The sequence below is a fragment of the Microbacterium sp. NPDC088619 genome, from assembly GCF_044752825.1.
Classification (GTDB): Bacteria; Actinomycetota; Actinomycetes; order Actinomycetales; family Microbacteriaceae; genus Microbacterium.
Map to the genome: position 1 here is coordinate 1,276,136 of NZ_JBIVLZ010000001.1, position 26,342 is coordinate 1,302,477.

26 protein-coding genes are annotated in these 26,342 nt (G+C 69.1%); 17 read left to right on the forward strand and 9 right to left on the reverse strand.

Annotated elements, in window-relative coordinates; all coding sequences use genetic code 11:
- Positions 1-38: 38 nt before the first annotated feature.
- From ptsP to dhaK, 3 genes are read right to left on the reverse strand one after another with little or no spacing between them, the layout of a single operon-like run.
- Positions 39-2,498: a phosphoenolpyruvate--protein phosphotransferase gene (ptsP, locus tag ACIP5T_RS06455; protein ID WP_400861633.1), complete on the reverse strand. Its 2,460-nt coding sequence runs from the start codon at positions 2,496-2,498 to the stop codon at positions 39-41.
- Positions 2,498-3,139: a dihydroxyacetone kinase subunit DhaL gene (gene dhaL / locus ACIP5T_RS06460; RefSeq protein ID WP_400864644.1), complete on the reverse strand. Its 642-nt coding sequence runs from the start codon at positions 3,137-3,139 to the stop codon at positions 2,498-2,500. The genes ptsP and dhaL overlap by 1 nt, the downstream gene beginning before the upstream one ends.
- The gene (dhaK, locus tag ACIP5T_RS06465; protein WP_400861635.1) at positions 3,139-4,131 is read right to left on the reverse strand and encodes a dihydroxyacetone kinase subunit DhaK; all 993 of its coding nucleotides are present in this window, start codon (positions 4,129-4,131) and stop codon (positions 3,139-3,141) included. The genes dhaL and dhaK overlap by 1 nt, the downstream gene beginning before the upstream one ends.
- 158 nt (positions 4,132-4,289) lie before the next feature.
- On the opposite strand from dhaK, the gene ACIP5T_RS06470 reads away from it, so the two are divergent.
- The gene (locus ACIP5T_RS06470) at positions 4,290-5,057 is read left to right on the forward strand and encodes an IclR family transcriptional regulator (RefSeq protein ID WP_400861637.1); all 768 of its coding nucleotides are present in this window, start codon (positions 4,290-4,292) and stop codon (positions 5,055-5,057) included.
- Between the two features lie 6 nt (positions 5,058-5,063).
- Here the strand turns inward: ACIP5T_RS06470 and ACIP5T_RS06475 are convergent, their stop codons facing one another.
- The gene (locus tag ACIP5T_RS06475; RefSeq protein ID WP_400861638.1) at positions 5,064-5,675 is read right to left on the reverse strand and encodes a TetR/AcrR family transcriptional regulator; all 612 of its coding nucleotides are present in this window, start codon (positions 5,673-5,675) and stop codon (positions 5,064-5,066) included.
- Positions 5,676-5,786: 111 nt separating this feature from the next.
- Between ACIP5T_RS06475 and ACIP5T_RS06480 the strand changes: the two genes are divergently transcribed.
- From ACIP5T_RS06480 to ACIP5T_RS06515, 8 genes are read left to right on the forward strand one after another with little or no spacing between them, the layout of a single operon-like run.
- Positions 5,787-6,974: a thiolase family protein gene (locus ACIP5T_RS06480; protein ID WP_400861640.1), complete on the forward strand. Its 1,188-nt coding sequence runs from the start codon at positions 5,787-5,789 to the stop codon at positions 6,972-6,974.
- On the forward strand, positions 6,971-7,702 hold the full coding sequence (locus ACIP5T_RS06485) for an enoyl-CoA hydratase/isomerase family protein (RefSeq protein WP_400861641.1): 732 nt from the start codon (positions 6,971-6,973) through the stop codon (positions 7,700-7,702). Before ACIP5T_RS06480 ends, ACIP5T_RS06485 begins: the two co-directional genes overlap by 4 nt.
- Positions 7,699-8,565, forward strand: a complete 867-nt coding sequence (locus ACIP5T_RS06490; RefSeq protein WP_400861643.1) for a 3-hydroxyacyl-CoA dehydrogenase family protein — start codon at positions 7,699-7,701, stop codon at positions 8,563-8,565. Before ACIP5T_RS06485 ends, ACIP5T_RS06490 begins: the two co-directional genes overlap by 4 nt.
- Entirely contained in the window at positions 8,562-10,643 is a 2,082-nt protein-coding gene (paaZ, locus tag ACIP5T_RS06495) for a phenylacetic acid degradation bifunctional protein PaaZ (protein WP_400861645.1), read from the forward strand. The genes ACIP5T_RS06490 and paaZ overlap by 4 nt, the downstream gene beginning before the upstream one ends.
- A gap of 5 nt (positions 10,644-10,648) precedes the next feature.
- A complete protein-coding gene (paaI, locus tag ACIP5T_RS06500; protein WP_311242977.1) occupies positions 10,649-11,032 on the forward strand; it encodes a hydroxyphenylacetyl-CoA thioesterase PaaI in 384 nt (127 codons plus the stop codon).
- 44 nt (positions 11,033-11,076) lie between these two features.
- The gene (paaK, locus tag ACIP5T_RS06505; protein ID WP_400861648.1) at positions 11,077-12,372 is read left to right on the forward strand and encodes a phenylacetate--CoA ligase PaaK; all 1,296 of its coding nucleotides are present in this window, start codon (positions 11,077-11,079) and stop codon (positions 12,370-12,372) included.
- Between the two features lie 50 nt (positions 12,373-12,422).
- Positions 12,423-12,917 (forward strand): helix-turn-helix domain-containing protein, encoded by a 495-nt coding sequence (locus tag ACIP5T_RS06510; protein ID WP_400861650.1) that lies wholly within the window; start codon positions 12,423-12,425, stop codon positions 12,915-12,917.
- A complete protein-coding gene (locus ACIP5T_RS06515; RefSeq protein WP_400861651.1) occupies positions 12,914-13,261 on the forward strand; it encodes a DUF86 domain-containing protein in 348 nt (115 codons plus the stop codon). Before ACIP5T_RS06510 ends, ACIP5T_RS06515 begins: the two co-directional genes overlap by 4 nt.
- Positions 13,262-13,282: 21 nt before the next feature.
- On the opposite strand, the gene ACIP5T_RS06520 is transcribed toward ACIP5T_RS06515, so the two are convergent.
- The gene (locus ACIP5T_RS06520; RefSeq protein ID WP_400861653.1) at positions 13,283-15,406 is read right to left on the reverse strand and encodes a RecQ family ATP-dependent DNA helicase; all 2,124 of its coding nucleotides are present in this window, start codon (positions 15,404-15,406) and stop codon (positions 13,283-13,285) included.
- Between the two features lie 95 nt (positions 15,407-15,501).
- On the opposite strand from ACIP5T_RS06520, the gene ACIP5T_RS06525 reads away from it, so the two are divergent.
- The 8 genes from ACIP5T_RS06525 to ACIP5T_RS06560 all read left to right on the forward strand — a co-directional run bounded on the left by ACIP5T_RS06525 (position 15,502) and on the right by ACIP5T_RS06560 (position 22,194).
- Positions 15,502-15,921 carry a pilus assembly protein CpaE gene (locus ACIP5T_RS06525; RefSeq protein WP_400861655.1) on the forward strand — a complete coding sequence of 140 codons (420 nt, stop codon included), beginning with the start codon at positions 15,502-15,504 and terminating at the stop codon, positions 15,919-15,921.
- 87 nt (positions 15,922-16,008) lie between these two features.
- Complete coding sequence (paaA, locus tag ACIP5T_RS06530) at positions 16,009-16,986, forward strand: 1,2-phenylacetyl-CoA epoxidase subunit PaaA (RefSeq protein WP_400861657.1); 978 nt, start codon at positions 16,009-16,011, stop codon at positions 16,984-16,986.
- Positions 16,986-17,291 carry a 1,2-phenylacetyl-CoA epoxidase subunit PaaB gene (gene paaB, locus ACIP5T_RS06535; RefSeq protein ID WP_210097303.1) on the forward strand — a complete coding sequence of 102 codons (306 nt, stop codon included), beginning with the start codon at positions 16,986-16,988 and terminating at the stop codon, positions 17,289-17,291. Before paaA ends, paaB begins: the two co-directional genes overlap by 1 nt.
- On the forward strand, positions 17,288-18,130 hold the full coding sequence (paaC, locus tag ACIP5T_RS06540; protein ID WP_400861659.1) for a 1,2-phenylacetyl-CoA epoxidase subunit PaaC: 843 nt from the start codon (positions 17,288-17,290) through the stop codon (positions 18,128-18,130). Before paaB ends, paaC begins: the two co-directional genes overlap by 4 nt.
- Positions 18,124-18,630: a 1,2-phenylacetyl-CoA epoxidase subunit PaaD gene (paaD, locus tag ACIP5T_RS06545; RefSeq protein WP_400861661.1), complete on the forward strand. Its 507-nt coding sequence runs from the start codon at positions 18,124-18,126 to the stop codon at positions 18,628-18,630. Before paaC ends, paaD begins: the two co-directional genes overlap by 7 nt.
- Complete coding sequence (paaE, locus tag ACIP5T_RS06550; RefSeq protein ID WP_400861663.1) at positions 18,630-19,811, forward strand: 1,2-phenylacetyl-CoA epoxidase subunit PaaE; 1,182 nt, start codon at positions 18,630-18,632, stop codon at positions 19,809-19,811. The genes paaD and paaE overlap by 1 nt, the downstream gene beginning before the upstream one ends.
- 10 nt (positions 19,812-19,821) lie before the next feature.
- The gene (locus ACIP5T_RS06555; protein ID WP_400861665.1) at positions 19,822-20,592 is read left to right on the forward strand and encodes an enoyl-CoA hydratase/isomerase family protein; all 771 of its coding nucleotides are present in this window, start codon (positions 19,822-19,824) and stop codon (positions 20,590-20,592) included.
- Positions 20,593-20,670: 78 nt separating this feature from the next.
- Positions 20,671-22,194, forward strand: coding sequence for an ATP-dependent DNA ligase (locus ACIP5T_RS06560; RefSeq protein WP_400861667.1), 1,524 nt, complete (start codon positions 20,671-20,673; stop codon positions 22,192-22,194).
- A 5-nt stretch (positions 22,195-22,199) separates the two neighbouring features.
- On the opposite strand, the gene ACIP5T_RS06565 is transcribed toward ACIP5T_RS06560, so the two are convergent.
- Genes ACIP5T_RS06565 through ACIP5T_RS06580 form a run of 4 tightly spaced genes read right to left on the reverse strand, consistent with a single transcriptional unit; the run spans position 22,200 to position 26,203 of the window.
- Complete coding sequence (locus ACIP5T_RS06565; RefSeq protein ID WP_210097298.1) at positions 22,200-22,709, reverse strand: phosphoribosyltransferase; 510 nt, start codon at positions 22,707-22,709, stop codon at positions 22,200-22,202.
- 46 nt (positions 22,710-22,755) lie between these two features.
- Positions 22,756-23,601 carry a transglutaminase N-terminal domain-containing protein gene (locus ACIP5T_RS06570; protein ID WP_400861669.1) on the reverse strand — a complete coding sequence of 282 codons (846 nt, stop codon included), beginning with the start codon at positions 23,599-23,601 and terminating at the stop codon, positions 22,756-22,758.
- Complete coding sequence (locus tag ACIP5T_RS06575; protein ID WP_400861671.1) at positions 23,598-24,524, reverse strand: alpha-E domain-containing protein; 927 nt, start codon at positions 24,522-24,524, stop codon at positions 23,598-23,600. Before ACIP5T_RS06575 ends, ACIP5T_RS06570 begins: the two co-directional genes overlap by 4 nt.
- Positions 24,518-26,203 (reverse strand): circularly permuted type 2 ATP-grasp protein, encoded by a 1,686-nt coding sequence (locus ACIP5T_RS06580; RefSeq protein ID WP_400861673.1) that lies wholly within the window; start codon positions 26,201-26,203, stop codon positions 24,518-24,520. The genes ACIP5T_RS06575 and ACIP5T_RS06580 overlap by 7 nt, the downstream gene beginning before the upstream one ends.
- Between the last annotated feature and the right edge of the window lie 139 nt (positions 26,204-26,342).

Consider the following 26,342-nt stretch of genomic DNA (forward strand, 5'->3'; position numbering starts at 1 on the left):
CCGGAGATCGCATATGTCGCTGACCGGACGCCCGCCCCTCACTCTCCGCTGAGTGCGGCAGCTGCAGCGGCGCGGGCATCGGCCGCCGTCGCTGCTCTCAACACCGCTTCCGCAGCGGCATCGCACTGCTCGCCCGTGACACCGGCGAGCGCCGTCGCGACCCGACCCAGCGCACGGGGTGTCATCGACAACGAGGTGACGCCGAGCCCCACCAGCACTGCGGCCAGAGTGGGATCGGCACCGGCCTCCCCGCATACGCCCACCGGCAGGCTCCACCGACGTCCGGCCGCACCCGCCTGCCCGATCAGTCGCAGCACGGCCGGCTGCCACGGATCGTTCAGATCGCCCAGCTCTCCGAGCAGTCGATCGGCCGCGAGCGTGTACTGAGCGAGATCGTTGGTGCCGATGCTGACGAAATCGACGACCTCGAGCATCTCGGAGGCGAGGAGCGCGGCGGAGGGCGTCTCGATCATCACCCCCACCGTCTCCAGTCCGGCCTCCCGGGCACGCTCTGCGAAGTCTCGCGCCTCATCGACCGTCGCCACCATCGGAGCCATGACCTCGACGAGCGCAGACTCCGCCTCCGCTGCGAGCGCGAGAGCTCGCAGCTGATCGTCGAGCAAGGCGGGCGATCGCCGCGCGATCCGCAATCCACGCACGCCGAGGGCCGGATTCTCCTCCGCGTCGGAGTTCGCGAAGGGCAGAGGCTTGTCGCTGCCCGCATCGAGCGTGCGCACGACGACCTTCCGCCCCGGGAACGCCGCGAGAACGCCCCTGTAGGCGTCGACCTGCTCATCGATCGAGGGCGCGTCGACGCGGTCGAGGAAGCAGAACTCGGTGCGGAAGAGGCCCACTCCCTCGGCGCCCGATGCCGCGGCCGTCAGCGCCTCGGCCGCCCCGCCGACGTTGGCGAGCAGTGCGATCCGGCGACCGTCGGCGAGCATTCCCTCCCCGTCGAAGGGCACCACGATCGCCGCGGCTCTCGCCTCCTCGATCCTGGAGCTGCTCGGGTCGACCTCGACCGTGCCCCGGTCGCCGTCGACGAGGATCAGGTCGCCGGATGCGATCCCCGTGGCACCGGCGACCCCGACGACCGCCGGGATTCCGAGCGAGCGGGCGATGATCGCGGTGTGCGAGGTGGGTCCACCCTGCTCGGTCACGAGCGCGACGCAGTTGCCGCCCTCGAGGGCGGCGGTGTCGGCCGGCGCCAGGTCGGTCGCGACGAGCACGAAAGGCTCGTCCCGTTCCGGGACACCCGGCATCTCGACCTCGAGGATCTCGGCGATGATCCGATCGCGGACGTCGCGGATGTCGGCAGCACGCTCGGCCATCCGACCTCCCAGTGCCTTGAGCCCCTTCTCGTGCGCGACAGCAGTCTCCCAGACCGCTCGGGCGGCGGTGCACCCCTTCGATCGCACGAGCGCCGTCGCGTCGGCGACGAGTTCGGGGTCGGAGGCGAGCAGACGCGAGGCGTCGAGGATGGCCCGCGCTTCGCCTGTCGCCGCCGACGTGCGGCGGCGCAGCTGATCGGCCACCGCCACGGCTGCCCACTCGATCGCCGACACTTCGCTCTCGCGCTCGTCTGCCTCGACCGTGATTCCCGGGTCGGGCTCGTCGAGCGGCGCAGCCAGCAGCACGGCCTGCGCCGCGACACGGCCCGAGCTCACGCCTCGCCCGCTCAGCACCGTCCCGGACGTCACCGGCGCCACGTCCGGAGGATCCATCGATCGCTGGTGCACGAGCTCTGTCGGTGTCTCTGCGACGTCGATTCCTTCACCGAATCCGTCGTCGAACAGCGCGACCAGTCGATCGAGAGCGCCGTCGGCGTCGGCGCCGGTCGCCGAGACGCGCAGTTCGTCGCCCTGCCTGGCACCGAGCATCAGCAGCCGTGACAGGCTGGCCGCCGCTGCCTCCGGCCCGTGGGGCAGCCGAGTCAGTCGCACATCAGCCCCCGCGGCGGCCTCGGCGATCAGCGCGGCCGGACGCGCGTGGATGCCGAGGGGGTTGCGCACGGCGACCACGCGGGTCGCCGTGTCGCTCTCGACGAGCGCCGGGGCGGCGAGAGGGGCAGGCGCCTCCGGATCGCCGAGCTGGCCGGTCTTCGCGCCCAGCGCAGCAGCGGCCTCCTCGGCCACGACCTCGAGCGATGCACCGGCCGCCGCAGACACTGCTGCGGCGAGCAACCCCTCCACGAAGGGCGCGGGCGTGAGACGAACCGCGACGTCGCTCATCCGCAGCTCGAGCGCGAGCTCGGCGCTCAGCACCGCCGAGCCGAGATCCATCAGCACGAGGACACCGTCGCAGTCGGCGGCCAGTTCGTCGATGGCCGCCGCGACCGCCACGGCATCCGTGCCGAGAACGGCGGTGCCGTCGGCATCCGTGCCCGCCCCCGCGGCCACCAGGACGCGCACTCCGCCGCCCCGCACCATCTGCAGGGCAAGCTCGAGGGCCGCCTCCCCGAGCCGAGCGCTGTGGGAGACGGCGACGATGCCGATCATCAGGACGATTCCGTGGTGGCCCGCGCGAGCGCCTCGAACAGCAGCGTCGTGGATGCCGCCCCCGGATCGATGTGTCCGGCGCTGCGCTCACCGAGGTAGCTCGCGCGTCCCTTGCGTGCCACGAGCGACTCGGTGGCATCGCGTCCCACAGCCGCAGCCTCGGCAGCCGCCGCGGTCGCCTCTTCGAGGTCCGCCCCGCCGGCGATCGCCGCGTCGAGGGCGTCCACCGCGGGCGCCATCGCATCGAACATGGTCTTGTCGCCTGCTTCGGCCTTGCCCCGCGCGACGATGCCGTCGAGGCCCGCTCGTGCTGAGGCCGCGAGGCCGGCCGCGTCGAGTTCGGTGACAGGTCCTGCGGCCATGCCCATCCGCAGGAACAGCGTCCCATAGAGCGGTCCGCTGGCGCCCCCGACCGAGCTGACGAGGGTCATGCCGACCGTCTTGAGCAGCTCGTCGACGGTCGACGGCACGCCCGAGTCGAGCTTCGCCACGACCGCATCCATCCCGCGCGCCATGTTGGCCCCGTGGTCCGCGTCGCCGATCGCCGAGTCGAGCTCGGTGAGCCATTCGCGCTTCTCGGCGATCACGTCGCGGAACCGCCGGATCCAGTCGGCGAGGGCCGCGGTGTCGATCGCCGCCATCATGCTCCCCACCGCAGTCCGGGCGTGTTCACCGGGGCATCCCACAGCCGCAGCAGCTCGTCGTCGGCTTTCAGCACGGTGAGGGAGCAACCGGCCATGTCGAGTGACGTGATGTAGTCGCCGACCAGGTTGCGTGCGATCTGCACTCCCGCCTCCTCGAGCAGCGACACGACCTCGCCGTACATCAGATACAGCTCGATCAGGGGCGATCCGCCCATGCCGTTGAGCATCACGATCGCGGGTCCGGCGGCGTCGAGGTCGGCGAGGATCGGCTCGACGAGCTGACGAGCGATCTCGGACGCGGGGGCCAGCGGCTCGCGGTGACGACCGGGTTCGCCGTGGATGCCGATGCCGATCTCCATCTGGTCATCCGGCAGGTCGAACGTGGGTTTGCCCGCTGCGGGGACCGTGCAGCTCGTGAGCGCCATTCCCATCGAGCGCCCCTGACCGTTGATGCGCTGGGCGAGCTCCACGATCGAGGCGAGATCCTGCCCTTCCTCCGCTGCCGCTCCGACGAGCTTCTCGAGCAGCACGGTGAGTCCGACCCCACGGCGCCCCGCCGTGTAGAGCGAGTCCTGCACGGCGACATCGTCGTCGACGATCACGGTGCCGACCTCGATGCCGTCCATCGCGGCGAGCTCGGCGGCCATCTCGAAGTTCAGCACATCACCCGTGTAGTTCTTCACGATGTGGAGAACCCCCGCACCGCGGTCCACGGCTTTGGTCGCAGCCTGCACGCGGTCGGGAGTGGGCGAGGTGAAGATCTCACCGGCGACGGCCGCGTCGAGCATGCCGACACCGACATACCCGCCGTGCAGCGGCTCATGTCCCGAGCCGCCACCGGAGACGACCGCGACCTTTCCCTGCGCCTTCGGCGTCGCGCGCGTGATCACGTGCGTCTCGAGGTCGACCGACAGTTCGGGGTGCGCGAGAGCGACGCCTCGCAGCGACTCGACCAGCACATCGGCGGGGTTGTTGATGAGCTTCTTCATCGTTCGATCTCCCTTGATCTCTGCGGTGGCGATCTTTCGCAATATTGGAAAGTTATTCGTCAATGTCGAATATGCTCGGGCGCAGTCGAGTTGTCAAGATCGACCTGACGACCGATGAGAGTGTCCGGCTCGACGACGATCCGGAGGGAGGAGCCTCGATGATCCAGGCCATCGATCGGGCGGCGAAAGTGCTCAAACTGCTGCAGGGAGCGCGCCACCTCGGCATCACCGATCTCTCCCTGGCCCTGAGCCTCCCCCCGTCGACCGTGCACGGGATCGTGAAGTCACTCCGGGAGCACGGCCTGGTCGCGAAGGAGCGTGGCGGGCAGCGCTACATGCTGGGGCCCACGCTGCTGCGCCTCAGCAACGTCTACCTCGACACGCTCGACGTCAGGGCACGGGCCATGCGCTGGACCCAGGAGCTCGCCCGCCGGACCAACCTGCCCGTGCGGCTCGGCGCACCGCACTTCCACGAGGTGCTCGTGATCCACCATGACCTGCGCCCGGACGACAGCCAGCAGATGCTCGAGACGGGTGTGGCGATCCCCGCTCACGCCTCGGCGATGGGAAAGGTGCTCCTCGCACACGACCTGGGCTTCCAGCGCACCGTCTTCGAACGGCCGCTGCACAGCCTCACCGGTGACACGATCACCGACGTCGCTCGACTGCTGCTCGATCTGCCCGCCATCGCAGAACGCGGCAGCGCCTCGGAGACCGATGAGGCCGTGCTCGGAGAATCGTCCGTCGCCGCACCGGTCGCCGACGCCTCGAACGACATCATCGCCGCGGTCGCCGTCGTGATGCCCACATCGCAGGCTCCTGCATCCGATGTCGTGCTGAACGCGCTCCGGGAGACGGCGCGAAACATCTCACGCGAACTCGGGGCCACCAGCTGGCCTCCCCGGGTGGCTCCGGCCGACGACTGAGTCGACTCAGCGCGACTGCAGTCCGTCCAGGCTCACCCTGAGGATGTCCTCCCCCAGTTCGTCGGGGTCGACGGGTCCGCCGGGCCGATACCACTCGACGACCGAGTTGATCATGCCGAAGATCAGCCTCGTCGCGACCGCCGCATCGACGTCGACACGGATCAGCCCCTCGGCCTGGGCCTCGGCGACGATCGCCGTCACCCGCTGATCGAACGCCCGCCGGCGCACGAGAGCAGAGGTCTCGACATCGCCGTTGCCGCGCACACGCAGCAGCAGTGTGACCGAGGGCAGCTTCTCGGTCAGCACCCGCACAGCTCCGCGGATGATCGCCCGCAGGCGGTCGGAGGCCAGCGGATGCCGCGCTGTCGCGTCGTCGACGACGGCCTCCAGTGCATCGAGCGCGTCGTCGAGCGCGAGTGCGAGAATTGCCGACTTCGATTCGAAGTGGTGGTACAGAGCCGACTTGGTGAGCCCCAGCGTCGCGCTCAGATCGGCGACGCTGGTGGCGTCGTAGCCGTGCTCGTTGAACACCTTGACGGCGACCGCGAGCACCTGTTCGCGGTCATAACCTGGCCGGCCGCGCTTGGGGGCCGGCGCGCCGATTCCGGGCTGTGCCATGGCCCCAGTCTGTCAGTCCCGATGAGTTGCCATTCGCGGAAGGATCTGAGATCGTATTCCTGACCGATCGGTCTGAAAATATCGCCAGCGTGGGCGTTCGAGAGGATGACGATGTCCGAGGCCTATCTCGTGGACGGGGTTCGCACCGCCGTCGGGCGCTACGGAGGCGCACTCGCCGGCATCCGTCCCGATGATCTGGCGGCCCTCGTGGTGGGCGAGACCGTCGCCCGATCGTCGATCCCTGCCGAGTCGATCGACGAGGTCATTCTCGGAGCCGCGAATCAGGCGGGCGAGGACAACCGGAACGTCGCCCGGATGGCTGTGCTCCTCGCCGGCCTCCCCGACTCGATCCCCGGCCTCACGGTGAACCGGCTCTGCGCCTCGGGCATGTCCGCCATCGCGATCGCGGCCAACGCCGTGCGCGCAGGGGACGCCGACCTCATCGTCGCCGGCGGGGTCGAATCGATGACGCGTGCCCCCTGGGTGCAGGCGAAACCCGAGCGGGCGTGGGCGAAGCCCGGAGCGGCCTTCGACACGTCGATCGGATGGCGCTTCACGAACCCCCGGCTGGGTGCCCGCGACAAGGCGACGTTCACGATGCCCGAGACTGCGGAAGAGGTCGCCCGCGTCGACGGGATCACCAGGGCGGCTGCCGATGCCTTCGCGCTCCTGAGCCATCAGCGTGCGGTTTCCGCGATCGATGCGGGCCGCTTCGCCCCCGAGATCGTCGGAGTCGAGACGGGCCACGGCATCGTCGACACCGACGAGGGACCGCGGCGGGACACCACGCTCGACGCACTCGCGAGGCTGCGCCCCGTCGTCGCAGACGGCGAGGTCGTCACCGCCGGCAACTCCAGCTCGCTGAACGACGGAGCTTCCGCGATCGTCGTGGCGAGCGCCGAAGCCGTCGAGCGGCACGGGCTCCGACCACGCGCGCGGATCGTCGCATCGGCGACCGCCGCACTGGCCCCCGAGATCATGGGGCTCGGTCCGGTGCTCGCGACTCAGAAGGCGCTGACGAACGCGGGCCTGCAGCTCGGCGACATCGGAGCCGTCGAGCTGAACGAGGCCTTCGCATCGCAGTCGCTCGCCTGCATCCGGCGCCTGGGCCTCGACCCGTCGATCGTCAATGCCGACGGCGGAGCGATCGCGCTCGGCCACCCCCTCGGCTCCAGTGGATCCCGCCTGATCGTGACCCTGCTCGGCCGACTCGAGCGCGAAGACGCGCGATACGGACTGGCCACGATGTGCGTCGGCGTCGGCCAGGGAACGGCGATGATCGTGGAGCGTCTGACATGACCCTGCGCATCGAGGAAAAGCACGACCGCGTCATCGCCACGCTCGACCGCCCGGACAAGCGCAACGCGATCGACCAGGAGACGGTCGATGCGCTGCACGAGCTGTGCGCGATGCTCGAAGAGACTCCCCGCACCCTCATCCTCACCGGCACCGACGGCGTCTTCGCCGCGGGCGCCGACATCGCCCAGCTGCGCGATCGCACCGCGGACGACGCGAAGCGCGGCATCAACGCGACGTTGTTCATCCGCATCCATCAGCTGCCGATGCCTGTGGTCGCGGCGATCGACGGCTACGCGCTCGGCGGCGGAGCGGAACTCGCCTACGCAGCCGACATCCGCATCGCGACGCGTGCGGTGCGCATCGGCAATCCCGAGACAGGACTCGGGATCATCGCCGCGGCCGGCGCGACCTGGCGCCTGCCCGAGATCGTCGGCGATGCCAGGGCGAGCGAGCTCCTACTCACCGGCCGGGCACTCGACGCCGAGGAGGCGCTGCAGTGGGGGCTCGTGTCATCGCTGCATCCGGTCGACGAGCTGCTCGCCGCCGCGCACGGAATCGTCGATCGCATCGCGGCGAACGATCCGCTGGCGACGCAGTACACGAAGCGTGCTCTGCGGACTCCGCGCGCCGGACATCCGGCTGTCGAGCTCGAGCTGCAGGCCGAGCTGTTCGAGTCTGCGGAGAAGCACCGCCGCATGACCGCGTTCCTCGAGAGGAAGAGCCGATGAGCGTCCCGGAGAACGCACCGGTCAGGGTCGGGGTGCTCGGCGGAGGGCGGATGGGCGCGGGGATCGCGCATGCGTTCCTGCTCGCAGGGTCCCGCGTCAGCGTGGTCGAGCGCGATGCGGCGAGCGCCGATGCGGCGCACGATCGCATCCGCGACAGCATCCGGCGATCGGTCGAACGCGACCCGTCCCTCGACGAGACGGAGATCGGCGCTCGCCTGGCGACCGGCGCCGACATCACGTCTTTCGCCGACAGCGACCTCGTGATCGAGGCCGTGCCCGAAGATCGCGACCTCAAAGAACAGGCGCTCGCTCGCGCCGAGGTCGCTATGCCCGCACACGCCACTCTGGCGAGCAACACCTCGTCGATCTCGATCGACGACCTCGCCGCGGCTCGGCTGCGCCCCGAGCGATTCCTCGGCCTCCACTTCTTCAACCCGGTGCCCGCCTCGGCACTCGTCGAGATCGTGCACGGAGCCGCGACCGACGCGGTTACCACCGAGAGCGCGGGGCGCTGGGTGGCAGCCCTCGGCAAGACGCCGATCGTCGTGCGCGACTCCCCCGGATTCGCGTCGTCGCGGCTGGGGGTGATGCTCGGCCTCGAGGCGATCAGGATGCTCGAGGAGGGTGTCGCGTCAGCAGCCGACATCGATGCGGCCATGACTCTGGGCTACCGGCATCCGATGGGCCCGCTGCGCACCACCGACGTCGTCGGGCTCGATGTGCGGCTGGGCATCGCCGAGGAGTTGGAACGCACGCTCGGCGAGCGGTTCGCGCCGCCGAATCTGCTGCGGCGCATGGTCGCCGAAGGAAAGCTCGGCCGCAAGAGCGGCGAAGGGTTCTACGCATGGAACGAGGAGAGATGACCGAGTATCTGCCGAGCTACGTCCAGGGCGAGTGGTGGACGCCCTCGTCCCCCACCCGGTCCGCGGAGGTGCGCGATGCGTCGACCGGCGAGGTCGTCACCCTCGTCTCCACCGATGGCCTCGATCTCGCCGGCGCGCTGGAGCACGCTCGCTCCGTGGGTCAGCGGAGCCTCGGCGCCCTCACCTTCCATCAGCGCGCGGTGCTGCTGAAGCAGTTCGCCCTCGCCCTCACCGACCGCAAGGACGAGCTGTACGCTCTCTCCTCCCGCACTGGCGCCACGAAGGCCGACTCGTGGGTCGACATCGACGGCGGCATCGGGGTGCTGTTCTCGTACTCCGGCAAGGGCCGCCGTGAGCTGCCGAACAGCCGCGTGCACGTCGACGGGCCGGTCGAGCCGCTGTCGAAGGACGGATCCTTCCTCGGGCGCCATGTCTACACGACGCTGCCCGGCGTCGCCGTGCAGATCAACGCCTTCAACTTCCCTGTCTGGGGATCGCTCGAGAAGTTCGCGCCGGCGTTCCTCGCGGGCATGCCGACCCTCGTGAAGCCGGCGACGCCCACCGGTTACGTCGCCGAGGCGATGGTGCGGATCCTCGTCGAGTCGGGCCTGCTTCCCGACGGCTCGCTGCAGCTCGTGAGCGGGAGCGTGCCCGACCTCTTCGAGAGCCTGCGACTCGGCGACATCGTCGGCTTCACCGGCAGTGCCTCGACGGCCGAGAGCCTCAAGGCGCACCCCTCCGTGCAGACCGGTGGGGTGCGATTCACGGCCGAGACCGACTCGATCAACGCCTCGGTGCTCGGCACCGACGCGACCGAGGGGACCCCCGAGTTCGACGCCTATGTCCGGCAGCTCGTCACCGAGATGACGAGCAAGGCCGGTCAGAAGTGCACGGCGATCCGCCGCGCGATCGTGCCGACCGGTTCGGCGGATGCAGTGATCGCCGCCGTGCAGGCGCGCATCACCGCGAAGACGGTGCTGGGCGATCCGCGAGCCGAGGGAGTCACCATGGGCCCCCTCGCCTCGACCGCGCAGCGTGACGAGGTGCTGCGTCAAGTCGGAAGACTGCAGGATGCGGGCGGACGGATCGTCATCGGCTCGACCGATGCCCCCGAGGTGCGCCTCCTCGACGGCAGCACCGGGCCCTCGCCCGACGGCGCGTTCGTCTCACCGCTGCTGCTGCGCTTCGACGACCCTCAGTCAGAGGCCGCCCATTCGGTGGAGGCGTTCGGTCCGGTGTCGTCCCTGCTCACGTATGACACGATCGCCGACGCCGCAGCGCTCGTCGCCCGGGGCGGCGGATCACTGGTCACCAGCGTCGCCACGCACGACCCTGTGCAGGCGGTGGAGCTGGCCACGCGCATCGCTCCGTTCAACGGCCGGATGCTGCTGCTCGACCGCGACGATGCGCGCTCCTCGACCGGTCACGGTTCTCCGCTGCCGAATCTCGTGCACGGCGGGCCCGGCCGAGCAGGCGGCGGCGAGGAGCTCGGCGGCATCCGCGCGGTGCTGCACCACATGCAGCGCACCGCGGTGCAGGGTTCGCCTGAGATGCTCACGGCGCTGACCGGGGTCTGGCACGCGGGTGCTGCGGCGCGCAGCGATGGTCGGCATCCGTTCCGCAAGTCGCTCGCCGAGCTCCGCATCGGCGACCAGATCGTCTCGGCGTCGCGAGAGGTGACGCTCGCCGACATCGAGACGTTCGCCCATTTCACGGGTGACACCTTCTACGCGCACATGGATGAGGCGGCCGCTGCGGCGAACCCGTTCTTCCCCGGACGCGTGGCGCACGGCTACCTGCTCGTCTCGTGGGCTGCCGGTCTCTTCGTCGACCCAGAGCCCGGGCCCGTGCTCGCGAACTACGGGCTCGAGAACCTGCGTTTCATCACGCCCGTCTCCCCCGGCGACACGATCCGCGTCGAGCTCACCGCCAAGCAGATCACGCCGCGCGAGACCGATGAGTACGGCGAGGTGCGCTGGGATGCCGTGATCCGCAACCAGGCCGACGAGCTCGTCGCGACCTACGACGTGCTCACTCTGGTCAGCAAGGAGCCCGCACCCGAGGTCGCAGCCGCATGAGGCCCATGATGCAGCGCGACGCCGCGTCGGCGATGCTCGGCATGGTGGTCGAACTCGATGCACCGGGAGAGGCCGTGGTGTCGATGACGGTGCGCGACGACATGCTGAACGGCTTCGCGATCACGCATGGCGGGCTGGTCTTCACTCTCGCCGACACCGCCTTCGCGATCGCCTGCAACGAAGACGAGCGCGTCACGGTCGCCGGCGGCGCCGACATCACGTTCCTGAAGTCGACCACTTCGGGCGACCGTCTGACGGCACGTGCCGTTCGCCGGGTCGTCAGCGGCCGGAACGGGCTCTACGACGTGACCGTGACCGATGAGTCAGGCGATGTCGTCGCAGAGGTGCGCGGCCGCTCGCTCACCACCAACCGATCGCACCCGGGCTGAGCGCCCGAACGCTCAGTGTCCCGTTCATGACGAAGGAGTCGACGATGATCACAGCACGTACCGAGATCGGCACCGAGGCGCACCTGCACTCGCCCGACCGGCTCGCCCGGTTGCAGCTGGAGCGCCTGCAGTGGACGGTGCACCACGCGTACGAGAATGTGCCGGTCTATCGCCGCAAGTTCGACGAGCACGGTGTGCACCCCGACGACATCCGCACCCTCGACGACGTGCAGAAGCTGCCCTTCACCACCAAAGCCGACCTGCGCGAGAGCTACCCGTTCGGGATGTTCGCCGTTCCCATGCCAGACGTCCGTCGCATCCACGCGTCGTCCGGCACGACGGGGCGTCCGACCGTCGTCGGCTACACCGAGGGCGACCTCGACCGATGGAGCGATCTGATCGCGAGGTCGCTGCACGCGGCCGGCATCCGCGCGGGGATGAAGGTCCACAACGCATACGGCTATGGACTCTTCACCGGTGGGCTGGGCGCACACGCGGGGATCGAGCGGCTGGGGGCCACCGTGATCCCGGTGTCGGGAGGGCAGACCGCGCGGCAGGTGCAGCTGATCGCCGATTTCGAGCCGGACGCGATCCTCTGCACCCCCAGCTACCTGCTCACGATCGCGGATGCCATGGAGACGGCGGGGATCGATCCGACGAAGACATCGCTGCGAGTGGCGGTACTGGGCGCCGAACCGTGGACGAACGAGATGCGGCGGGAGATCGAGCGACGACTGAACATCGACGCGGTCGACATCTACGGGCTCAGCGAGGTCATGGGACCAGGTGTCGCGAGCGAGAGCGTGCTCACGAAAGACGGGCCGCACATCTGGGAGGACCACTTCCTGCCCGAGATCATCGACGGCGACACGGGCGATCGACTGCCGGACGGAGCGCTGGGCGAACTCGTGTTCACGTCTCTCACCAAGGAGGCGTTTCCTGTCATCCGATACCGCACACGCGACCTGACGCGACTTCTTCCCGGCACGACCTACCCCGCTCTGCGGCGCATCGAGAAGATCACCGGACGCAACGACGACATGATCATCCTGCGCGGTGTGAACCTGTTCCCCACGCAGATCGAGGAGCTCGTGATGGGGATCGAGACGCTGACGCCGCACTTCGTGCTCGAGCTGCACCATGTCGCGCACCTCGACACCATGACAGTGCGCATCGAGCGGCACCCGTCGTTGAGCGCCGAGGAGTGCGACGCCGCGGCGGCGGTGCTCCACCACCGCATCAAGATGCACATCGGCACCAGCGTCGACGTCAAGGTCGAGGAGCCCGGCACGCTGCCCCGCAGCGAGGGCAAGTACAAGCGCGTGTACGACCTGCGCTGAGAGATCAATCGCCTATCCACGATATCGCGGATAGGCGATATCATCACTGCATGAGTCGCGCCGCCGAGTTGATCCGCTACGCCCGCCGCCAGAGCGGACTCACGCAGTCCGCTCTGGCTCGACTGGCTGGCGTGACGCAGAGCGTCGTCAGCGAATATGAGACCGGCAGGCGCGAGCCGTCTTTCGACGCGGTCGACCGGCTGATCTCGGCTGCTGGGCTGATCGTCGAGGTCACCCCGCGCACTCCGGAGGAGCAGAGCGCGCGCGACCGAGTGATCGCTCTGTCCGGTGAACTCCGGCGCGCACTCCTGCCGCTCGGGGTGCAGCGCATCCGCCTCTTCGGCAGCGTCGCTCGCGGCGACGAGAGTGCGTCAAGTGACATCGATCTGGCCGTCGATGTCGCGCCGACCGTCGGCGTGTTCGATCTGCTGCGGATGCGGCGCGAGGCCGAGAAGATACTCGGCCGACCGGTCGACCTTGTCCCCTCCGACGGCCTCAAACCCGCGGTGGCAGAAGCGGTCGAACGTGAAGCCGTCACGTTGTGAACCGGCACACGTCCGAGAGGCTTCAGGACATCGCGGCCGCCTGCGAGGCGGTCTCTCGCTACGAGCGCCGAATCGACAGCGATGACGAGATCGTCTTCGATGCCATTCGTGCACGGCTCATCGAGATCGGCGAGGCGGTCAAGGGCCTCAGCGAAGCCGCGACCGCGCCCGAGCCCGGTATCCCGTGGGCGGAGATCGCTGGAATGCGCGACTACCTCGCGCACCGCTACTTCGACACCACGCATGCCATCGTCATGACGACTGCGAGATCCGACGTACCGCTGCTTGCCGCAGCCGTTCAGAGGATGCGGTCGAGAGAACGGGACGCATCGACGAAGCGCTGATCGATGCTCCTGACGCGGGCGTCAGCCGCGGAGCGCGAGCACGAACGGAAGGACCTCCGTGGCGCCGGCATGACGCAGTGTGCGCGCGGCGACCGTGAGAGTCCATCGACTGTCGGCCATGTCGTCTACGAGGAGCACCGGACCCTCGGGAATGTCGAGACCCTGCGCGCTGAACCTGTCCCACAGACCGGCGAGACGGAAGACGCTGTTGCCACCGGGCTGCCCCGTGGGTCCCCCGTTCACCAGGTCGAGCGCACCGAGGTACGGAAGCCGCCCGATCTCCGAGATCCCGCGGGCGAGCGAATCGACGAGCAGCGGATGCGAACGCGACGGCATGGCCACCACCGCGACCGGGCGTTCTGCCCATCCCCAGCCGGCGAGGACCCGCACACAACCGCCGAGCACCTGCGGAGTCACTGCGGCGTCGGGTGCTCCTGCCGCGAAGAGCTCCCGCAGAGTGCCACCCCAGCCGAGGTCGGTCAATCGGGCGAGGGCTCGCCCCTCCCCTGCCTGCTCCCCCGCAGGGATGCGCCCCTTGACCGGGACGTCGAGCTTGTCGGCTCCCGTCGGCCAGGCGCGTCGCGGTTCGACGGGGACGCCGACCCGATCGAGCGACTCCGCAGCCTGCGTGGTCGCTGCCTCGCCGATCTCGCTCGGGAACCAGATGCCCGCGCAGTTGTCGCACCTGCCACACGGTGCAGCGGTGTCATCGTCGAGAGAGCGCTGCAGGAACTCCATCCGGCAGCCGTCGGTCTGCTCGTAGTCGATCATGTGCTGCTGCTCGGCTCGGCGCTCACCTGCGATGCGTTCGTAGCGCTCGGCGTCGTAGGTCCAGGGCTCACCCGTGGCCACCCATCCGCCCTGCACGCGCCGCACCGCACCGTCGACATCGAGCACCTTGAGCAGCAGTTCGAGCGGCGTGCGCCGGATGTCGACCATGGCCTCGAGCGCGGGAGTCGAGATCGGCTGGTCGCCGAGCGCCCCGATCACGCGCTCGGCACGCTCACGGTCGGGCATCGACGCCGTCGCGAAATAGTGCCAGATGTCGCGGTCTTCGACGCCGGGCAGCAGCAGCACGTCGGCGCTCTCACTCGCACGGCCGGCACGACCGACCTGCTGGTAGTACGCGACCGGTGATGACGGAGCGCCGAGGTGCAGCACGAAACCGAGATCCGGCTTGTCGAACCCCATGCCGAGGGCGCTCGTGGCGACGAGTGCCTTCACCTCGTTGCGCTTCAGCATCCCCTCCGACTCCGTGCGCTCGTCGGTGTCGGTCTGCCCTGTGTACGCGCGCACCTCGTGGCCGTGATCGCGGAGCAGTCGCGCCGTGTCGACCGCGGCGGCGACCGTGAGCGTGTAGATGATGCCGGAACCGGGGAGATCGTCGAGGTGACTGAGCAGCCACGCCAGACGGCTCGCCGAGTTGGGCAGACGCAGCACCCCGAGCCTCAGCGAGGTGCGGGCGAGCGGACCGCGGATCGTCAGCACCTCCGGCTCGCCGCCCGAGGAGTCGGCACCCCCTGTGCCGAGCTGCTCGGCGACGTCGGCGACGACCCTGCTGTTCGCCGTCGCCGTCGTGGCCAGCACGGGCACCGACTGCGGCATCTGCTCGATGAGGTCGCGCAGGCGTCGGTAGTCGGGCCGGAAGTCGTGGCCCCAGTCGCTGATGCAGTGCGCCTCGTCGACCACCAGCATGCCGATCCGTCGAACGAGCGCCGGCAGCTGCTGCTCGCGGAACGCGGGGTTGTTGAGTCGTTCGGGAGAGACGAGCAGCACATCGACCTCGTCTCGGTCGAGCTGCCCCATCACCTCCGACCACTCGTGCGCGTTGGTCGAGTTGATCGCGACCGCCCGCACGCCGGCCCGCTCGGCCGCAGCGATCTGGTCGCGCATCAGCGCGAGAAGAGGCGACACCAGAACGGTGGGCCCGGCACCCTGCCGTCGCAGCAGCAGCGTCGCGACGAAGTAGACGGCCGACTTGCCCCACCCCGTGCGCTGCACGACGAGTGCGCGGCGACGCCCCTCGACCAGCGCTTCGATCGCCTCGTACTGCCCGTCGTGGAAGTCGGCGTCGGAGCGACCGACCAGCTCGCGCAGCGCCGAGAGTGCAGCGCCGCGGGTATCGACAGAGGGGGTGGAAGTCATGTCTCCACTCTGCCCGAGACCGCCGACACCGGGGGCCTCGCCGTCCACAGGGTCGCCACGGCCCTTCATCCGACGACGTCGTCTACCGTGGAACGATGATCACCCGAGAACTGGCCGTGTCCCTGCGTGATGCCGGACTCGTGTGGCATCCCTCCGAGGGCGATCGCTTCCAGCTCGACCTCCCGAACGATGTCGAGCTCGAGGCCGAGGCCGACGTCTTCACCGTGAGTGCGATGACGATCGAGGCGAGACAGACCCCCAGCGGCACCGACCTCGCCTTCAACGGCACCACCGAGTGGGCGCTCGACGCGGTCACGCTGGCGGATGCCGTATGGCTCCCCCGCGAGGATCAGCTGCGCGAGCTGCTGCGCGGCACGTTCCGCGCACTTACCCGCCTTCCCGACGCCTTCGTCGTCGAGGCCGAGATCGCCGGTGAGACCCTGCGTTTCGAGCATCCGGACCCCTCGGAGGCATACGGCCTCGCTCTTCTCGATCTCGTCTCGCGCTCCCGCTGAGCGCCGCTTCTTGCGCACGACGGACGGGCGTGTCAGAATTACCTAACGACCGGTCAGTAAAGCCGATCGGATACCGAGGAGTCGATGATGACCAGCCCCGCAGATCTCTCCCTCGTCGATGGCGAACTCTCCGATGACGAGCGCCTGTTCGACGAGCTCATCGCGAACGAGCAGCGCATCGAGCCCCGAGACTGGATGCCCGATGCCTACCGCAAGACGCTGATCCGTCAGATCTCGCAGCACGCGCACTCCGAGATCATCGGAATGCAGCCGGAGGGCAACTGGATCACCCGGGCACCGAGCCTCAAGCGCAAGGCGATCCTGATGGCGAAGGTGCAGGACGAGGCGGGCCATGGCCTGTATCTCTATTCCGCCGCGCAGACCCTCGGCATCACCCGCGACGAGATGATGGACCAGCTCATCAGCGGCAAGGCCAAGTACTCGTCGATCTTCAACTACCCCACCCCCACCTGGGCCGACATGGGCGCGATCGGGTGGCTCGTCGACGGTGCCGCGATCTGCAACCAGGTGCCGCTGTGCCGGGCGTCGTACGGACCCTACGGACGCGCGATGGTGCGCGTGTGCAAGGAGGAGTCGTTCCATCAGCGGCAGGGATTCGAGATCCTGCTCTCGCTCATGCAGGGCACCGATGAGCAGAAGCAGATGGCACAGGACGCCGTGAACCGCTGGTACTGGCCGAGTCTGGCGATGTTCGGGCCGCCGGATGACCAGTCCCCCAACTCCGCTCAGTCGATGAAGTGGAAGATCAAGCGCTTCACCAACGACGAGCTGCGCCAGCGCTTCGTCGGCATGCTCGTGCCGCAGGCAGAGATCCTCGGCATCACCCTCCCCGACCCCGATCTGCGCTTCGATGACGAGACAGGGCAGTACGTCATCGGCGAGATCGACTGGGACGAGTTCTTCGAGGTGCTGCGCGGCAACGGTCCGTGCAACGCCGAACGACTCGAGCGCCGCCGCACGGCGCACGAGGAGGGCGCGTGGGTGCGTGAGGCCGCGGCCGAGTACGCCCGCAAGCAGGCGCTGAAGACGAAGGCGGTGGCATGATGGCGACGCCGGGGTCCGACGAACGCGAACCGTGGCCCCTCTGGGAGGTCTTCGTCCGCGCGAATCGCGGTCTGAGCCACGTGCACGTCGGCTCCCTGCATGCCCCGGATGCCGACATGGCGATCCGCAACGCCCGCGACCTCTACACGCGCCGCGGCGAGGGCGTGTCTATCTGGGCCGTTCCGGCGGATGCGATCACGACGAGCGACCCCGATGCCAAGGGCGCCTACTTCGAGAGCCCCGCAGGCAAGAACTACCGGCATGCCGTGTACTACACGGCGTCCGAAGGGGTGCCGCACCTGTGAACGAGATCCATGCGGACCCCCACGGCGACCTGCACGGCGACGTGTCGGTCGACGAGCTGCGACTGAGCGAGGAGCTCACGGGAACAGGCTCCACGGCGGCATCCGCCGACATCGCCGAGTACGCGCTGTGGCTCGGCGACGACGCCCTGATCCTCTCTCAGCAGCTCGGCGAGTGGATCGCCCGCGCGCCGGAACTCGAAGAGGACGTCGCGCTCGGCAACATCGCCCTCGATCTGCTCGGACATGCCCGCTCGTTCCTGCATTTCGCGGGGTCGTACGACGGACGCTCCGAAGACGATCTGGCATATTTCCGCGATGAGCCGGACTTCCGCAGCGCCTGGATAGTCGAGCAGCCCAACGGCGACTTCGCGCAGACGATCGCGCGTCAGTTCGTCGTGTCGACCTACATGTTCGAGCTCTACTCCGCTCTGCGAGGGAGCACCGAGCCGACGTTCTCGGCGATCGCCGAGAAGTCGCTCAAAGAGGTCGATTACCACCGCGACCACTCTGTGCAGTGGGTGCTTCGCCTCGCCGGCGGCACCGACGAGTCGCGGCAGCGGATCATCCGCGCGCTGGGCGATGTCTGGCCCTACGTCGACGAGCTCTTCCGCGACGAACCCCTGATCGAGCGGCTCGGCGACGCCGCCGTGCGCCCGTCGACGCTGCGCCCCGGTTTCGACGCGGTCATCGACACCGTGTTCGCCGAGGCGGAGCTGGAGACACCCGCCGTCTCTGCATCCTCCGCCGGCGGCAGACGAGGGGCGCACGCGTCACCGCTCGGTCATCTGCTCGCCGAGATGCAGGTGCTCGCCAGACGGCATCCGGGGGCATCATGGTGACCGACATCCTGCGCCCGGACACCGAGGCCGCCGCCTGGCGGATCGCCGCCGCAGTGGCCGATCCCGAGGTTCCCGTGCTGACGATCGAAGACCTCGGCGTGCTGCGCGCCGTCGCGATCGACGGTGATGTCGTGCGAGTCGACATCACCCCGACCTACAGCGGATGCCCGGCGATGGACACGATCCGTGACGACGTCATCCTGGCGCTCACCGCGGCCGGGTACGCGCAGGTCGAGGTGCGCCTCGTGCTCTCCCCCGCCTGGACGACCGACTGGATGTCGGATGCCGGCAAGCAGAAGCTCGCGGAGTACGGCATCGCCCCGCCGTCCGGGCGCTCGGCGATCTCATCGGGCCCGATCCGGCTCGCCATCAGCGTGCGCTGCCCCCGGTGCGGATCGCTCGACACCCGTGAGGTCTCCCGCTTCGGATCCACCTCGTGCAAGGCGCTCTTCGAATGCCGCGCCTGCCTCGAGCCCTTCGACCACTTCAAGGTGCACTGATGTCGCTGTTCGCCTCTCCGGGCATCGCTCCGGCGGCCGCCACCTATCGCGCCGCGTCGACGACGGCGAAGAAGCGCGCCCGGTTCCACACTCTCGCCGTCGAAGAGGTGCGTCCGCTCACCGACGACTCCGTGGAGGTGACCTTCACCGTGCCGGCAGAGCTCGCCGACGACTACGACCACCTGCCCGGCCAGTACGTGGCGCTGCGCACGACGCTCGACGGCGCCGAGGTGCGCCGCTCGTACTCGCTGTGTCGCGCCCCCGAGCATCGCACGGCGGAGGAGATCGAGGCGGGACTGCCGACCCGCCTGAGCGTCGCCGTGAAGCGCGACGAGGGCGGCCTCTTCTCCACGTGGGCGCAGACCGGGCTGCACGCCGGATTCGAGATCGACGTGATGAGCCCGCAGGGCACGTTCACCTCAGGCCTCGACGACCTCGACGACCGCCACGTCGTCGGCATCGCGGCAGGCTCGGGCATCACCCCCCTGATGGCACTGGCGCACACCGTGCTGACGCGCTCGGACTCGTCACGCTTCACGCTGCTCTACACGAACCGCTCGACGCTCGACGTGATGTTCCTCGAAGACCTCGCCGACCTCAAAGACCGCTACCCCACCAGGGTGACGCTGCACCATGTGCTCTCGCGCGAGCAGCGCACGGCACCGGTACTGTCCGGCCGGATCGACGAGGAGAAGCTGCGCACCATCCTGCGGATGCTGATCGATCCGAGCGACGTCGACGAGTGGTTCCTCTGCGGCCCGCTCTCGCTCGTCGACCTGTGCCGCGAGGTGCTCGCCGACGTCGGCGTGCAGCGCGAGCACATCCGGTTCGAGCTCTTCACGACCGGCGATGAGCCGGTGCGAGCAGCGCGCCCCGTCGAGGTGCGAGCGGGAGAGAAGACGATCCGCATCGAGGTCAACCTCGACGGCGTCTCCTCGACCGTCGAGAGCCCCGTCGATGCGCACGAGTCGGTGTTGAACGCGGCGCTGCGGGTGCGCCCCGACGCCCCGTTCGCGTGTGCGGGCGGTGTCTGCGGCACGTGCCGTGCGCGAGTCATCGAGGGAAGCGTGACGATGACCGAGAACTACGCCCTCGAACCCGACGAGCTCGACCGCGGCTATGTGCTGACCTGCCAGTCCCACCCGACGAGCGACCGAGTCGTGGTCGACTACGACGTCTGAGGAGCATCCGATGATCGATCTCACCATCGCCGACGACGTCGCCACGGTCGTGCTGAACGCACCGGCGAAGCTGAACTCGCTCGACGAGCAGGCGCTGCGGGATCTCGGTCGCGCCTATGACGAGGCCGACGCGGCAGGAGTCAGGGCGCTCGTGCTGCGCGGCGAGGGCCGGGCGTTCTGCGCCGGGCGGGACATCTCGGCGGTCGACCCGCGCGACGACGACGTCATGGGCTACCTCGGTGGCCTCGTGACGCCGTTGCTGCAGAGAATGTCGCGCTTCCCCGCGCCGACCTTCGCGGTCGCACACGGTGCCTGTCTGGGGGTCGGACTCGGGCTGCTGATCGCCACCGATGTCGTCTACGTCGCGGAATCCGCCAAGATCGGCTCACCCTTCGCGGCGCTGGGCGCCACGCTCGACTCTGGCGGGCACGCGCTCTTCGTCGAAAGACTCGGGGCGCATAAGACCCTCGACCTGATCTACACCGGTCGCCTGATGAGCGGCTCGGAAGCCGTGAGTTCGGGCCTCTTCTCGCGGGTCCTCCCCGACGACGAGGTGCTGCAGACGACGACGGATGCCGCGGCGACCGCCGCACGAGGCGCCACCGCCGCGTTCCTGGCGAGCAAGCAGCTCGTCACGCGCATCCGCGACGAGCGGCTGGCTCTGTGGGACTCGATCGACCTCGAGAACGCGGCTCAGGCCGCGTTGTGCGACACCGACGACTACCGCGAGGGCTTCGCGGCTTTCCAGGAGAAGCGCACGCCGGAGTTCCGCGGGCGCTGAGCCGGACGTTCCTACTGCGCCTGGACAGGCGAAAGCAAGGGAGTCGTCGATGTCGGATGCCGATGCGAGACTGCCTGCATGATGCTCTCGGAGCTCGTCTCCACCGCCGACACCGTCACCGCGACCTCATCGCGCCTCGCCAAGATCGATGCGCTGTCGCAGCTGCTCGCGCGTGCTGACCGCGATGAGATCCCCGTCGTCGTCGGAATCCTCTTGGCTGCTCCGCGTCAAGGCCGGGTCGGAGTCGGCTGGCGCGGGATCTCCGCACTCGACGTCTCGCACGCCGACTCTCCCAGCCTGTCGATCGGCGACGTCGATGAGGGGTTCGAGACTCTCGCTCGCACGTCGGGTTCCGGCTCCGCTGCGACGCGCACCGCCACGCTCGCGGCGCTCGCGAACCGAGCCACCGAGCACGAATGGGATCTCCTCTCCCGGGCGATGCGGGGAGAGCTGCGCACCGGCGCGCTCGGCGGCGTGCTGCTCGACGCGATCGCCCGCGCATCCGATCGACCGGCGGCGTCGGTACGGCGAGCGGCGATGCTCTCGGGCGATCTCGGCGAGACGGCGCTCCTCGCGATCACCGGCACCGAGGCCGAACTCGATGCGGTGAGCCTGGTCGTCGGCCGCCCCGTGCTGCCTATGCTGGCTTCGACCGCCGCGACCCCGACCGCGGCCCTCGACGTCACAGGCCGGGCGTCCGTCGAATACAAGCTCGACGGTGCGCGGATCCAGGTGCACCGCAGCGGCGACGACGTGAGCGTGTACACCCGCAGCCTGGCCGACATCACCCACAGGGTGCCCGAGATCGTCGAGATCGTGCGAGGCCTTCCCGCCCACGATCTGATCCTCGACGGCGAGACTCTGTCTCTCGACGAAGACGGCGGCCCCCGACCGTTCCAGGAGACGATGTCGCGGTTCGGCGCCGACGTCTCGCGCGAGCTCGTCCTGCGTCCGTGGTTCTTCGACATCCTGCACGTCGACGGGCGCGATCTGCTCGACGAGCCGCTCTCGACCCGCCTCGGCGAACTCGAGAGGGTCGTCGGCGAGTGGCGCATGCGCGGCATCGTGACCGACGACCCCGAGGCTGCCGAACGACTGTCGCGAGAGGCACTGGTGGCGGGGCACGAGGGAGTCGTGGTCAAGGGAGTCGATGCTCCCTACGCCGCCGGCAGACGCGGCAAGTCGTGGGTCAAGGTCAAGCCCGTGCTCACGTTCGACCTGGTTGTGCTCGCGGCCGAATGGGGGTCGGGTCGGCGCCAGGGATGGCTGTCGAACCTGCACCTCGGCGCGCTCGATCCGAGTGGCGAGTTCGGCGATCCGGGCGGTCTGGTGATGGTCGGCAAGACGTTCAAAGGCCTGACCGACGAGCTGCTGCGCTGGCAGACCGAGCAGTTCCCGCCACTCGAGACGCGACGCACCCAGAGCACGGTCTTCCTGCGCCCCGAGTTCGTGGTCGAGATCGCGATCGACGGCGTCCAGCGGTCTCCGCGCTACCCGGGCGGAATCGCGCTGCGCTTCGCCCGCGTCAAGGGGTATCGCCCCGACAAGACCGTCGCAGACGCCGACACCATCCAGACTCTGCGCTCGCTGCAGCGGGGCTGATACCCTCAGGCGGACGGCGCGAGCCCGAGATCCTCTTCACGCACGGTGCCCTGGAACGACCACGGGAAGTTGATCCACAGATCGGTGTCCTTCCACGCGTAGTCGGGCTGGATGATCGTCGACGGCTTCGTGTAGATCGTGACCGAGCGCACATCGGCGCCCTTGTCCTTCAACAGCTGCACGGCGAGTGCGAGTGTGCGACCGGAGTCGGCGACGTCGTCGACGAGCAGCACGCGACGACCGTCGAGGTACGCCATGTCGAGCTCGGGCGGCAGCACCTCCGGGGCGTCGAGCACCGTGCCGATGCCGGTGTAGAACTCGACGTTGATCGCGCCGCAGTTCTTCGCGCCGAGGCCGTAGGCGATGGCGCCGGCAGGCAGCAGGCCACCGCGAGCGATGGCCACCACGACCTCGGGCATGAAGCCGCTGTCGAGGATGCTGCGCGCGAGGTCTCGCGTCGCCGATCCGAAGCCGTCCCAGGTGAGCGTCTCGCGCTCGATCGATGCATCCGTCATCGTCTCATTCTTCCCCACCGCCGCACTCCCCGGGCTCTGCCGACTCTCAGCCGAGACGAGTGATCTCCACGGACACGAACAGCTCGGACGCGCTGGGTCCGGCGTACACACCGCGCAGCGGCGGCACGTCGGTGTAGTCCCGGCCGTGCCCGACGTAGACGTGCGACTCGCCCACCTCGACGAGATTGGTGGGGTCGTATCCGCGCCACTCTCCGGAGTACCACTCCACCCAGGCGTGCGACTCCCCCGTCACCGGCTGCCCGATCGCCGCCGTCGGGTCGGGGTGCAGGTAGCCCGAGACGTAGCGCGCAGGAATCCCGGCCGCGCGCAGCACACCCAGAGCCACGTGAGCGATGTCCTGACAGACCCCGGACCGGGTGGGCCAGGCGTCACGCGCCGTCGAGCCCACACCGGTGACACCGCTGCGGTATTCCATCGCCTCCCCGACCGCGCGGCAGATGTCCAGTGCGGTCTCGTCCACGCCGCCGCCCTCCGCTTCGATGTGCAGGGCGAGATCGCGCATCTCCTCATCAGGAGCGGTGGCGGGGGTCTGCGCGACGCATTCGGCCAGCGCGAGCGATTGCGGTATGCGGGCTGCGAGCTCATCCCAGTCGATCCCGGCGGTCGCCGTCGGCAGCGGCCTGACGTCGACCACGCTCGTCGCCGTGACCGAGAGCATCTGGTGGGGTGTCAGCAGCTCGAATGTCGAGACCCGCGTGTCCCAGTAGTCGGAGTATGAGTGCTGCGTGGCGGTCGGCGAGATGTCGAGCGTCGCCTGCAGCACGAACTGTCCCTCTCGGGAGTGCGGCAGCATCCGCGCCTCGTTGTACGACGCCGTCGCCGGCTGCTCGTAGCGGAAGCCCGTGCGGTGCACGATCTTGAGGCGGCTCACAGCGCCTCTCCGATCCACACCGGCATCGCGATCGACGGGAAGTACCGCTCCCTGATCGCGTCACTCGCCACTGACATCCCCACCTGGACCTCCTCCATGCTCTCCGACAGACGATGCACGGTGTCGCCGATCGGCCGGTACTCCAGCTCCGATCTCATGCGCCCCAGCACGCGATGAGCGCGGTCGGGCACCCCGAATGCGCCAGCCGGATCGATGCCGCGCAGGCATTCCTCCGCCTGCAGGATGCTGGAGAGCACCGAGCGGGGGAACAGTCGGTCGATCAAGAGGAACTCCACCGCGGACGCGCCCGTGGGCACCGCTCGGTGGCTGCGCAGATGTGCTTCGTAGGCACCGCAGCTGCGCAGCAGCGTCGTCCAGCTCGGACCACCTGCCTCTGTCAGCGACCGCGTCGCCAGCAGCCGCGCGGTCATGTCGGCGCGCTCGATCGAGCGGCCGAGCACGAAGAAATGCCACGCCTCATCACGACTAGTCGACGAGTCGACGACGCCGAAGGCCAGCGCCGAGCGGTCGCGGACCCATCGGAAGAACGGATGCGTCTTGTCCGAGGCGATCCGACGCGGCATCCGCGCGTTGGACTCGTTGAGCGTCTCCCAGAGGTCCGTCGAGATGATCTCCCTCGCCCGCCGCGCGTTCTCCCTCGCAGCCGCGATCGAGTGGGCGATCGATGCGGAGTGCTCGCGGTCGAGGGCGAGGCGGCTCACCACGTCGTCACGGCTCAACACGGTATCGGCGTCCGCCGTCGTGCCCATCACCGAGAGCAGCGCACGACAGGCCGTGTCCTCGTCGACCCACGGATCTTCGAGCAGCAGCTGCAGGTGCACATCGAGGATGCGCGCAGTGCCGTCGGCCCGCTCGACGTAGCGGCCGATCCAGAACAGCGCCTCGGCGATACGGCTCAGCATCCCGCTCCTCCCGACTGCTGTTGCTGTTGCTGCTGCTGCTGCTGGTGATGGCGCAGCTCCAGGTCCTCGTCCTGCGGCGACGAGAGGAACGGCGGGTGCGCGTCACCGCGCGTCGGGGCCACGACGGCGATCGCCCCGGTGGCGAGCGACACCTCGTCTGCCGCCGCATCCGGGTCGCCCTCCACGGTCGTCGTCGGCCCGGTGAGCAGAGAGGGATCCAGCACCCAGGTGTCCTTCGAGCCGCCGCCCTGGCTGGAGTTCACGACGAGCTGCCCCTCGGGCAGAGCGACCCTGGTGAGTCCGCCGGGCAACACCCAGATGTCGTGTCCGTCGTTCACCGCGAAGGGACGCAGGTCGACGTGCCGGGGGCGGAACCCGTCTTCCACCAGTGTCGGAATGGTCGACAGCTGCACGACCGGCTGGGCGATCCAACCCCGGGGGTCGGCCCGCAGCGAACTGCGCAGGTCGTCGAGCGTCTCGCGCGATGCGTCCGGCCCGACCACGAGCCCTTTGCCTCCCGACCCGTCGACCGGCTTCACCACCAGCTCGTCGAGCCTGTCGAGCACCTCCTCGAGCGCGCCCGGATCCTCGAGCCGCCAGGTGTCGACGTTCGGGATCACCGGCTCCTCGCCCAGGTAGTAGCGGATCAGGTCGGGGACGTACGTGTAGACGAGCTTGTCGTCCGCCACGCCGTTGCCCACGGCGTTGGCGAGCGTGACGTTGCCGAGGCGAGCCGCGAGCATCAGACCAGGGGCACCGAGCACAGAATCGGGACGGAAGTGCTGCGGGTCGAGGAACTCGTCGTCGACCCGCCGATAGATGACGTCCACCCGCGTCGGGCCGGCAGTCGTGTGCATCCACACGCGCCCGCCGGAGCAGAACAGGTCGCGCCCCTCGACGAGTTCGATGCCCATCATGCGCGCGAGCAGGGTGTGTTCGTAGTACGCCGAATTGTGCACGCCGGGGGTGAGAACCACGACCGTCGGATCATCGACGCCGTCTGGCGCCGCCGCGCGCAGAGCCTGCAGGAGGCGGCCCGGGTAGTCCACGACGGGTCGCACCCGCAGGCTCGTGAACAGCTCGGGAAGCGTCTGCGCCATCACCCGCCGATTCGCCAGCACGTAGCTGACGCCGCTCGGCACGCGCACGTTGTCTTCGAGCACGCGCCAGGCTCCGAGCTCGTCGCGGATGACATCGATGCCCGCGACATGGATGCGCACTCCGTTCGCGCCGACGACGCCCGCCGCCTGACGGTGGAAGTGAGCGGACGAGCTGATCAGCGACGCGGGGATCACACCGTCCTGCACTGCGAGCTGCGGCCCGTAGACGTCGGCGAGGAACGCCTCGAGAGCCCGCACACGCTGCTTCACTCCCGACTCGACATAGCGCCAGTCATCCGCGGCGACCACGCGAGGGACCACGTCGAGAGGGAACGGACGCTCCTCCCCTGCGAAGTCGAACGTGACGCCCTGAGCGAGATACGAGCTGGCGAGCGCGTCGGTGCGTGCCCTCAGCTCCGCGTCGTCCATGGCCGCGAGCGCCGGATACATGTCCTGATAAGGCAGGCGCACGCCCTCGCCGCCAGCCGATGCGTCTGAGGGGAACATCTCGTCCCAGGGTGCGGCGCCCGCCCGTCGCGGCGACCGGCGCGAGGTGTATCCGTCGAACAGTGACTCCATGACCGCATGTTTCCGTGCCGCCGTTTCGCTGGTGTTACGCGCGCAAGTCGGCGCCGCGTCGGCCCGGGCGCGATAGGATCTACCCGTCCGGCGCTCTCTGACGCCGGTGCCTGAAAAAGAGGCACGAAGCTCCCCACGA

What these genes read in the sequence shown, in the direction of transcription:
- ptsP (WP_400861633.1), bottom strand. Translation starts at nt 2,498, where the DNA reads ATGATCGGCATCGTCGCCGTCTCCCACAGCGCTCGGCTCGGGGAGGCG.
- dhaL (WP_400864644.1), bottom strand. Translation starts at nt 3,139, where the DNA reads ATGGCGGCGATCGACACCGCGGCCCTCGCCGACTGGATCCGGCGGTTC.
- dhaK (WP_400861635.1), bottom strand. Translation starts at nt 4,131, where the DNA reads ATGAAGAAGCTCATCAACAACCCCGCCGATGTGCTGGTCGAGTCGCTG.
- ACIP5T_RS06470 (WP_400861637.1), top strand. Translation starts at nt 4,290, where the DNA reads ATGATCCAGGCCATCGATCGGGCGGCGAAAGTGCTCAAACTGCTGCAG.
- ACIP5T_RS06475 (WP_400861638.1), bottom strand. Translation starts at nt 5,675, where the DNA reads ATGGCACAGCCCGGAATCGGCGCGCCGGCCCCCAAGCGCGGCCGGCCA.
- ACIP5T_RS06480 (WP_400861640.1), top strand. Translation starts at nt 5,787, where the DNA reads ATGTCCGAGGCCTATCTCGTGGACGGGGTTCGCACCGCCGTCGGGCGC.
- ACIP5T_RS06485 (WP_400861641.1), top strand. Translation starts at nt 6,971, where the DNA reads ATGACCCTGCGCATCGAGGAAAAGCACGACCGCGTCATCGCCACGCTC.
- ACIP5T_RS06490 (WP_400861643.1), top strand. Translation starts at nt 7,699, where the DNA reads ATGAGCGTCCCGGAGAACGCACCGGTCAGGGTCGGGGTGCTCGGCGGA.
- paaZ (WP_400861645.1), top strand. Translation starts at nt 8,562, where the DNA reads ATGACCGAGTATCTGCCGAGCTACGTCCAGGGCGAGTGGTGGACGCCC.
- paaI (WP_311242977.1), top strand. Translation starts at nt 10,649, where the DNA reads ATGATGCAGCGCGACGCCGCGTCGGCGATGCTCGGCATGGTGGTCGAA.
- paaK (WP_400861648.1), top strand. Translation starts at nt 11,077, where the DNA reads ATGATCACAGCACGTACCGAGATCGGCACCGAGGCGCACCTGCACTCG.
- ACIP5T_RS06510 (WP_400861650.1), top strand. Translation starts at nt 12,423, where the DNA reads ATGAGTCGCGCCGCCGAGTTGATCCGCTACGCCCGCCGCCAGAGCGGA.
- ACIP5T_RS06520 (WP_400861653.1), bottom strand. Translation starts at nt 15,406, where the DNA reads ATGACTTCCACCCCCTCTGTCGATACCCGCGGCGCTGCACTCTCGGCG.
- ACIP5T_RS06525 (WP_400861655.1), top strand. Translation starts at nt 15,502, where the DNA reads ATGATCACCCGAGAACTGGCCGTGTCCCTGCGTGATGCCGGACTCGTG.
- paaA (WP_400861657.1), top strand. Translation starts at nt 16,009, where the DNA reads ATGACCAGCCCCGCAGATCTCTCCCTCGTCGATGGCGAACTCTCCGAT.
- paaB (WP_210097303.1), top strand. Translation starts at nt 16,986, where the DNA reads ATGGCGACGCCGGGGTCCGACGAACGCGAACCGTGGCCCCTCTGGGAG.
- paaD (WP_400861661.1), top strand. Translation starts at nt 18,124, where the DNA reads ATGGTGACCGACATCCTGCGCCCGGACACCGAGGCCGCCGCCTGGCGG.
- paaE (WP_400861663.1), top strand. Translation starts at nt 18,630, where the DNA reads ATGTCGCTGTTCGCCTCTCCGGGCATCGCTCCGGCGGCCGCCACCTAT.
- ACIP5T_RS06555 (WP_400861665.1), top strand. Translation starts at nt 19,822, where the DNA reads ATGATCGATCTCACCATCGCCGACGACGTCGCCACGGTCGTGCTGAAC.
- ACIP5T_RS06560 (WP_400861667.1), top strand. Translation starts at nt 20,671, where the DNA reads ATGATGCTCTCGGAGCTCGTCTCCACCGCCGACACCGTCACCGCGACC.
- ACIP5T_RS06565 (WP_210097298.1), bottom strand. Translation starts at nt 22,709, where the DNA reads ATGACGGATGCATCGATCGAGCGCGAGACGCTCACCTGGGACGGCTTC.
- ACIP5T_RS06575 (WP_400861671.1), bottom strand. Translation starts at nt 24,524, where the DNA reads ATGCTGAGCCGTATCGCCGAGGCGCTGTTCTGGATCGGCCGCTACGTC.
- ACIP5T_RS06580 (WP_400861673.1), bottom strand. Translation starts at nt 26,203, where the DNA reads ATGGAGTCACTGTTCGACGGATACACCTCGCGCCGGTCGCCGCGACGG.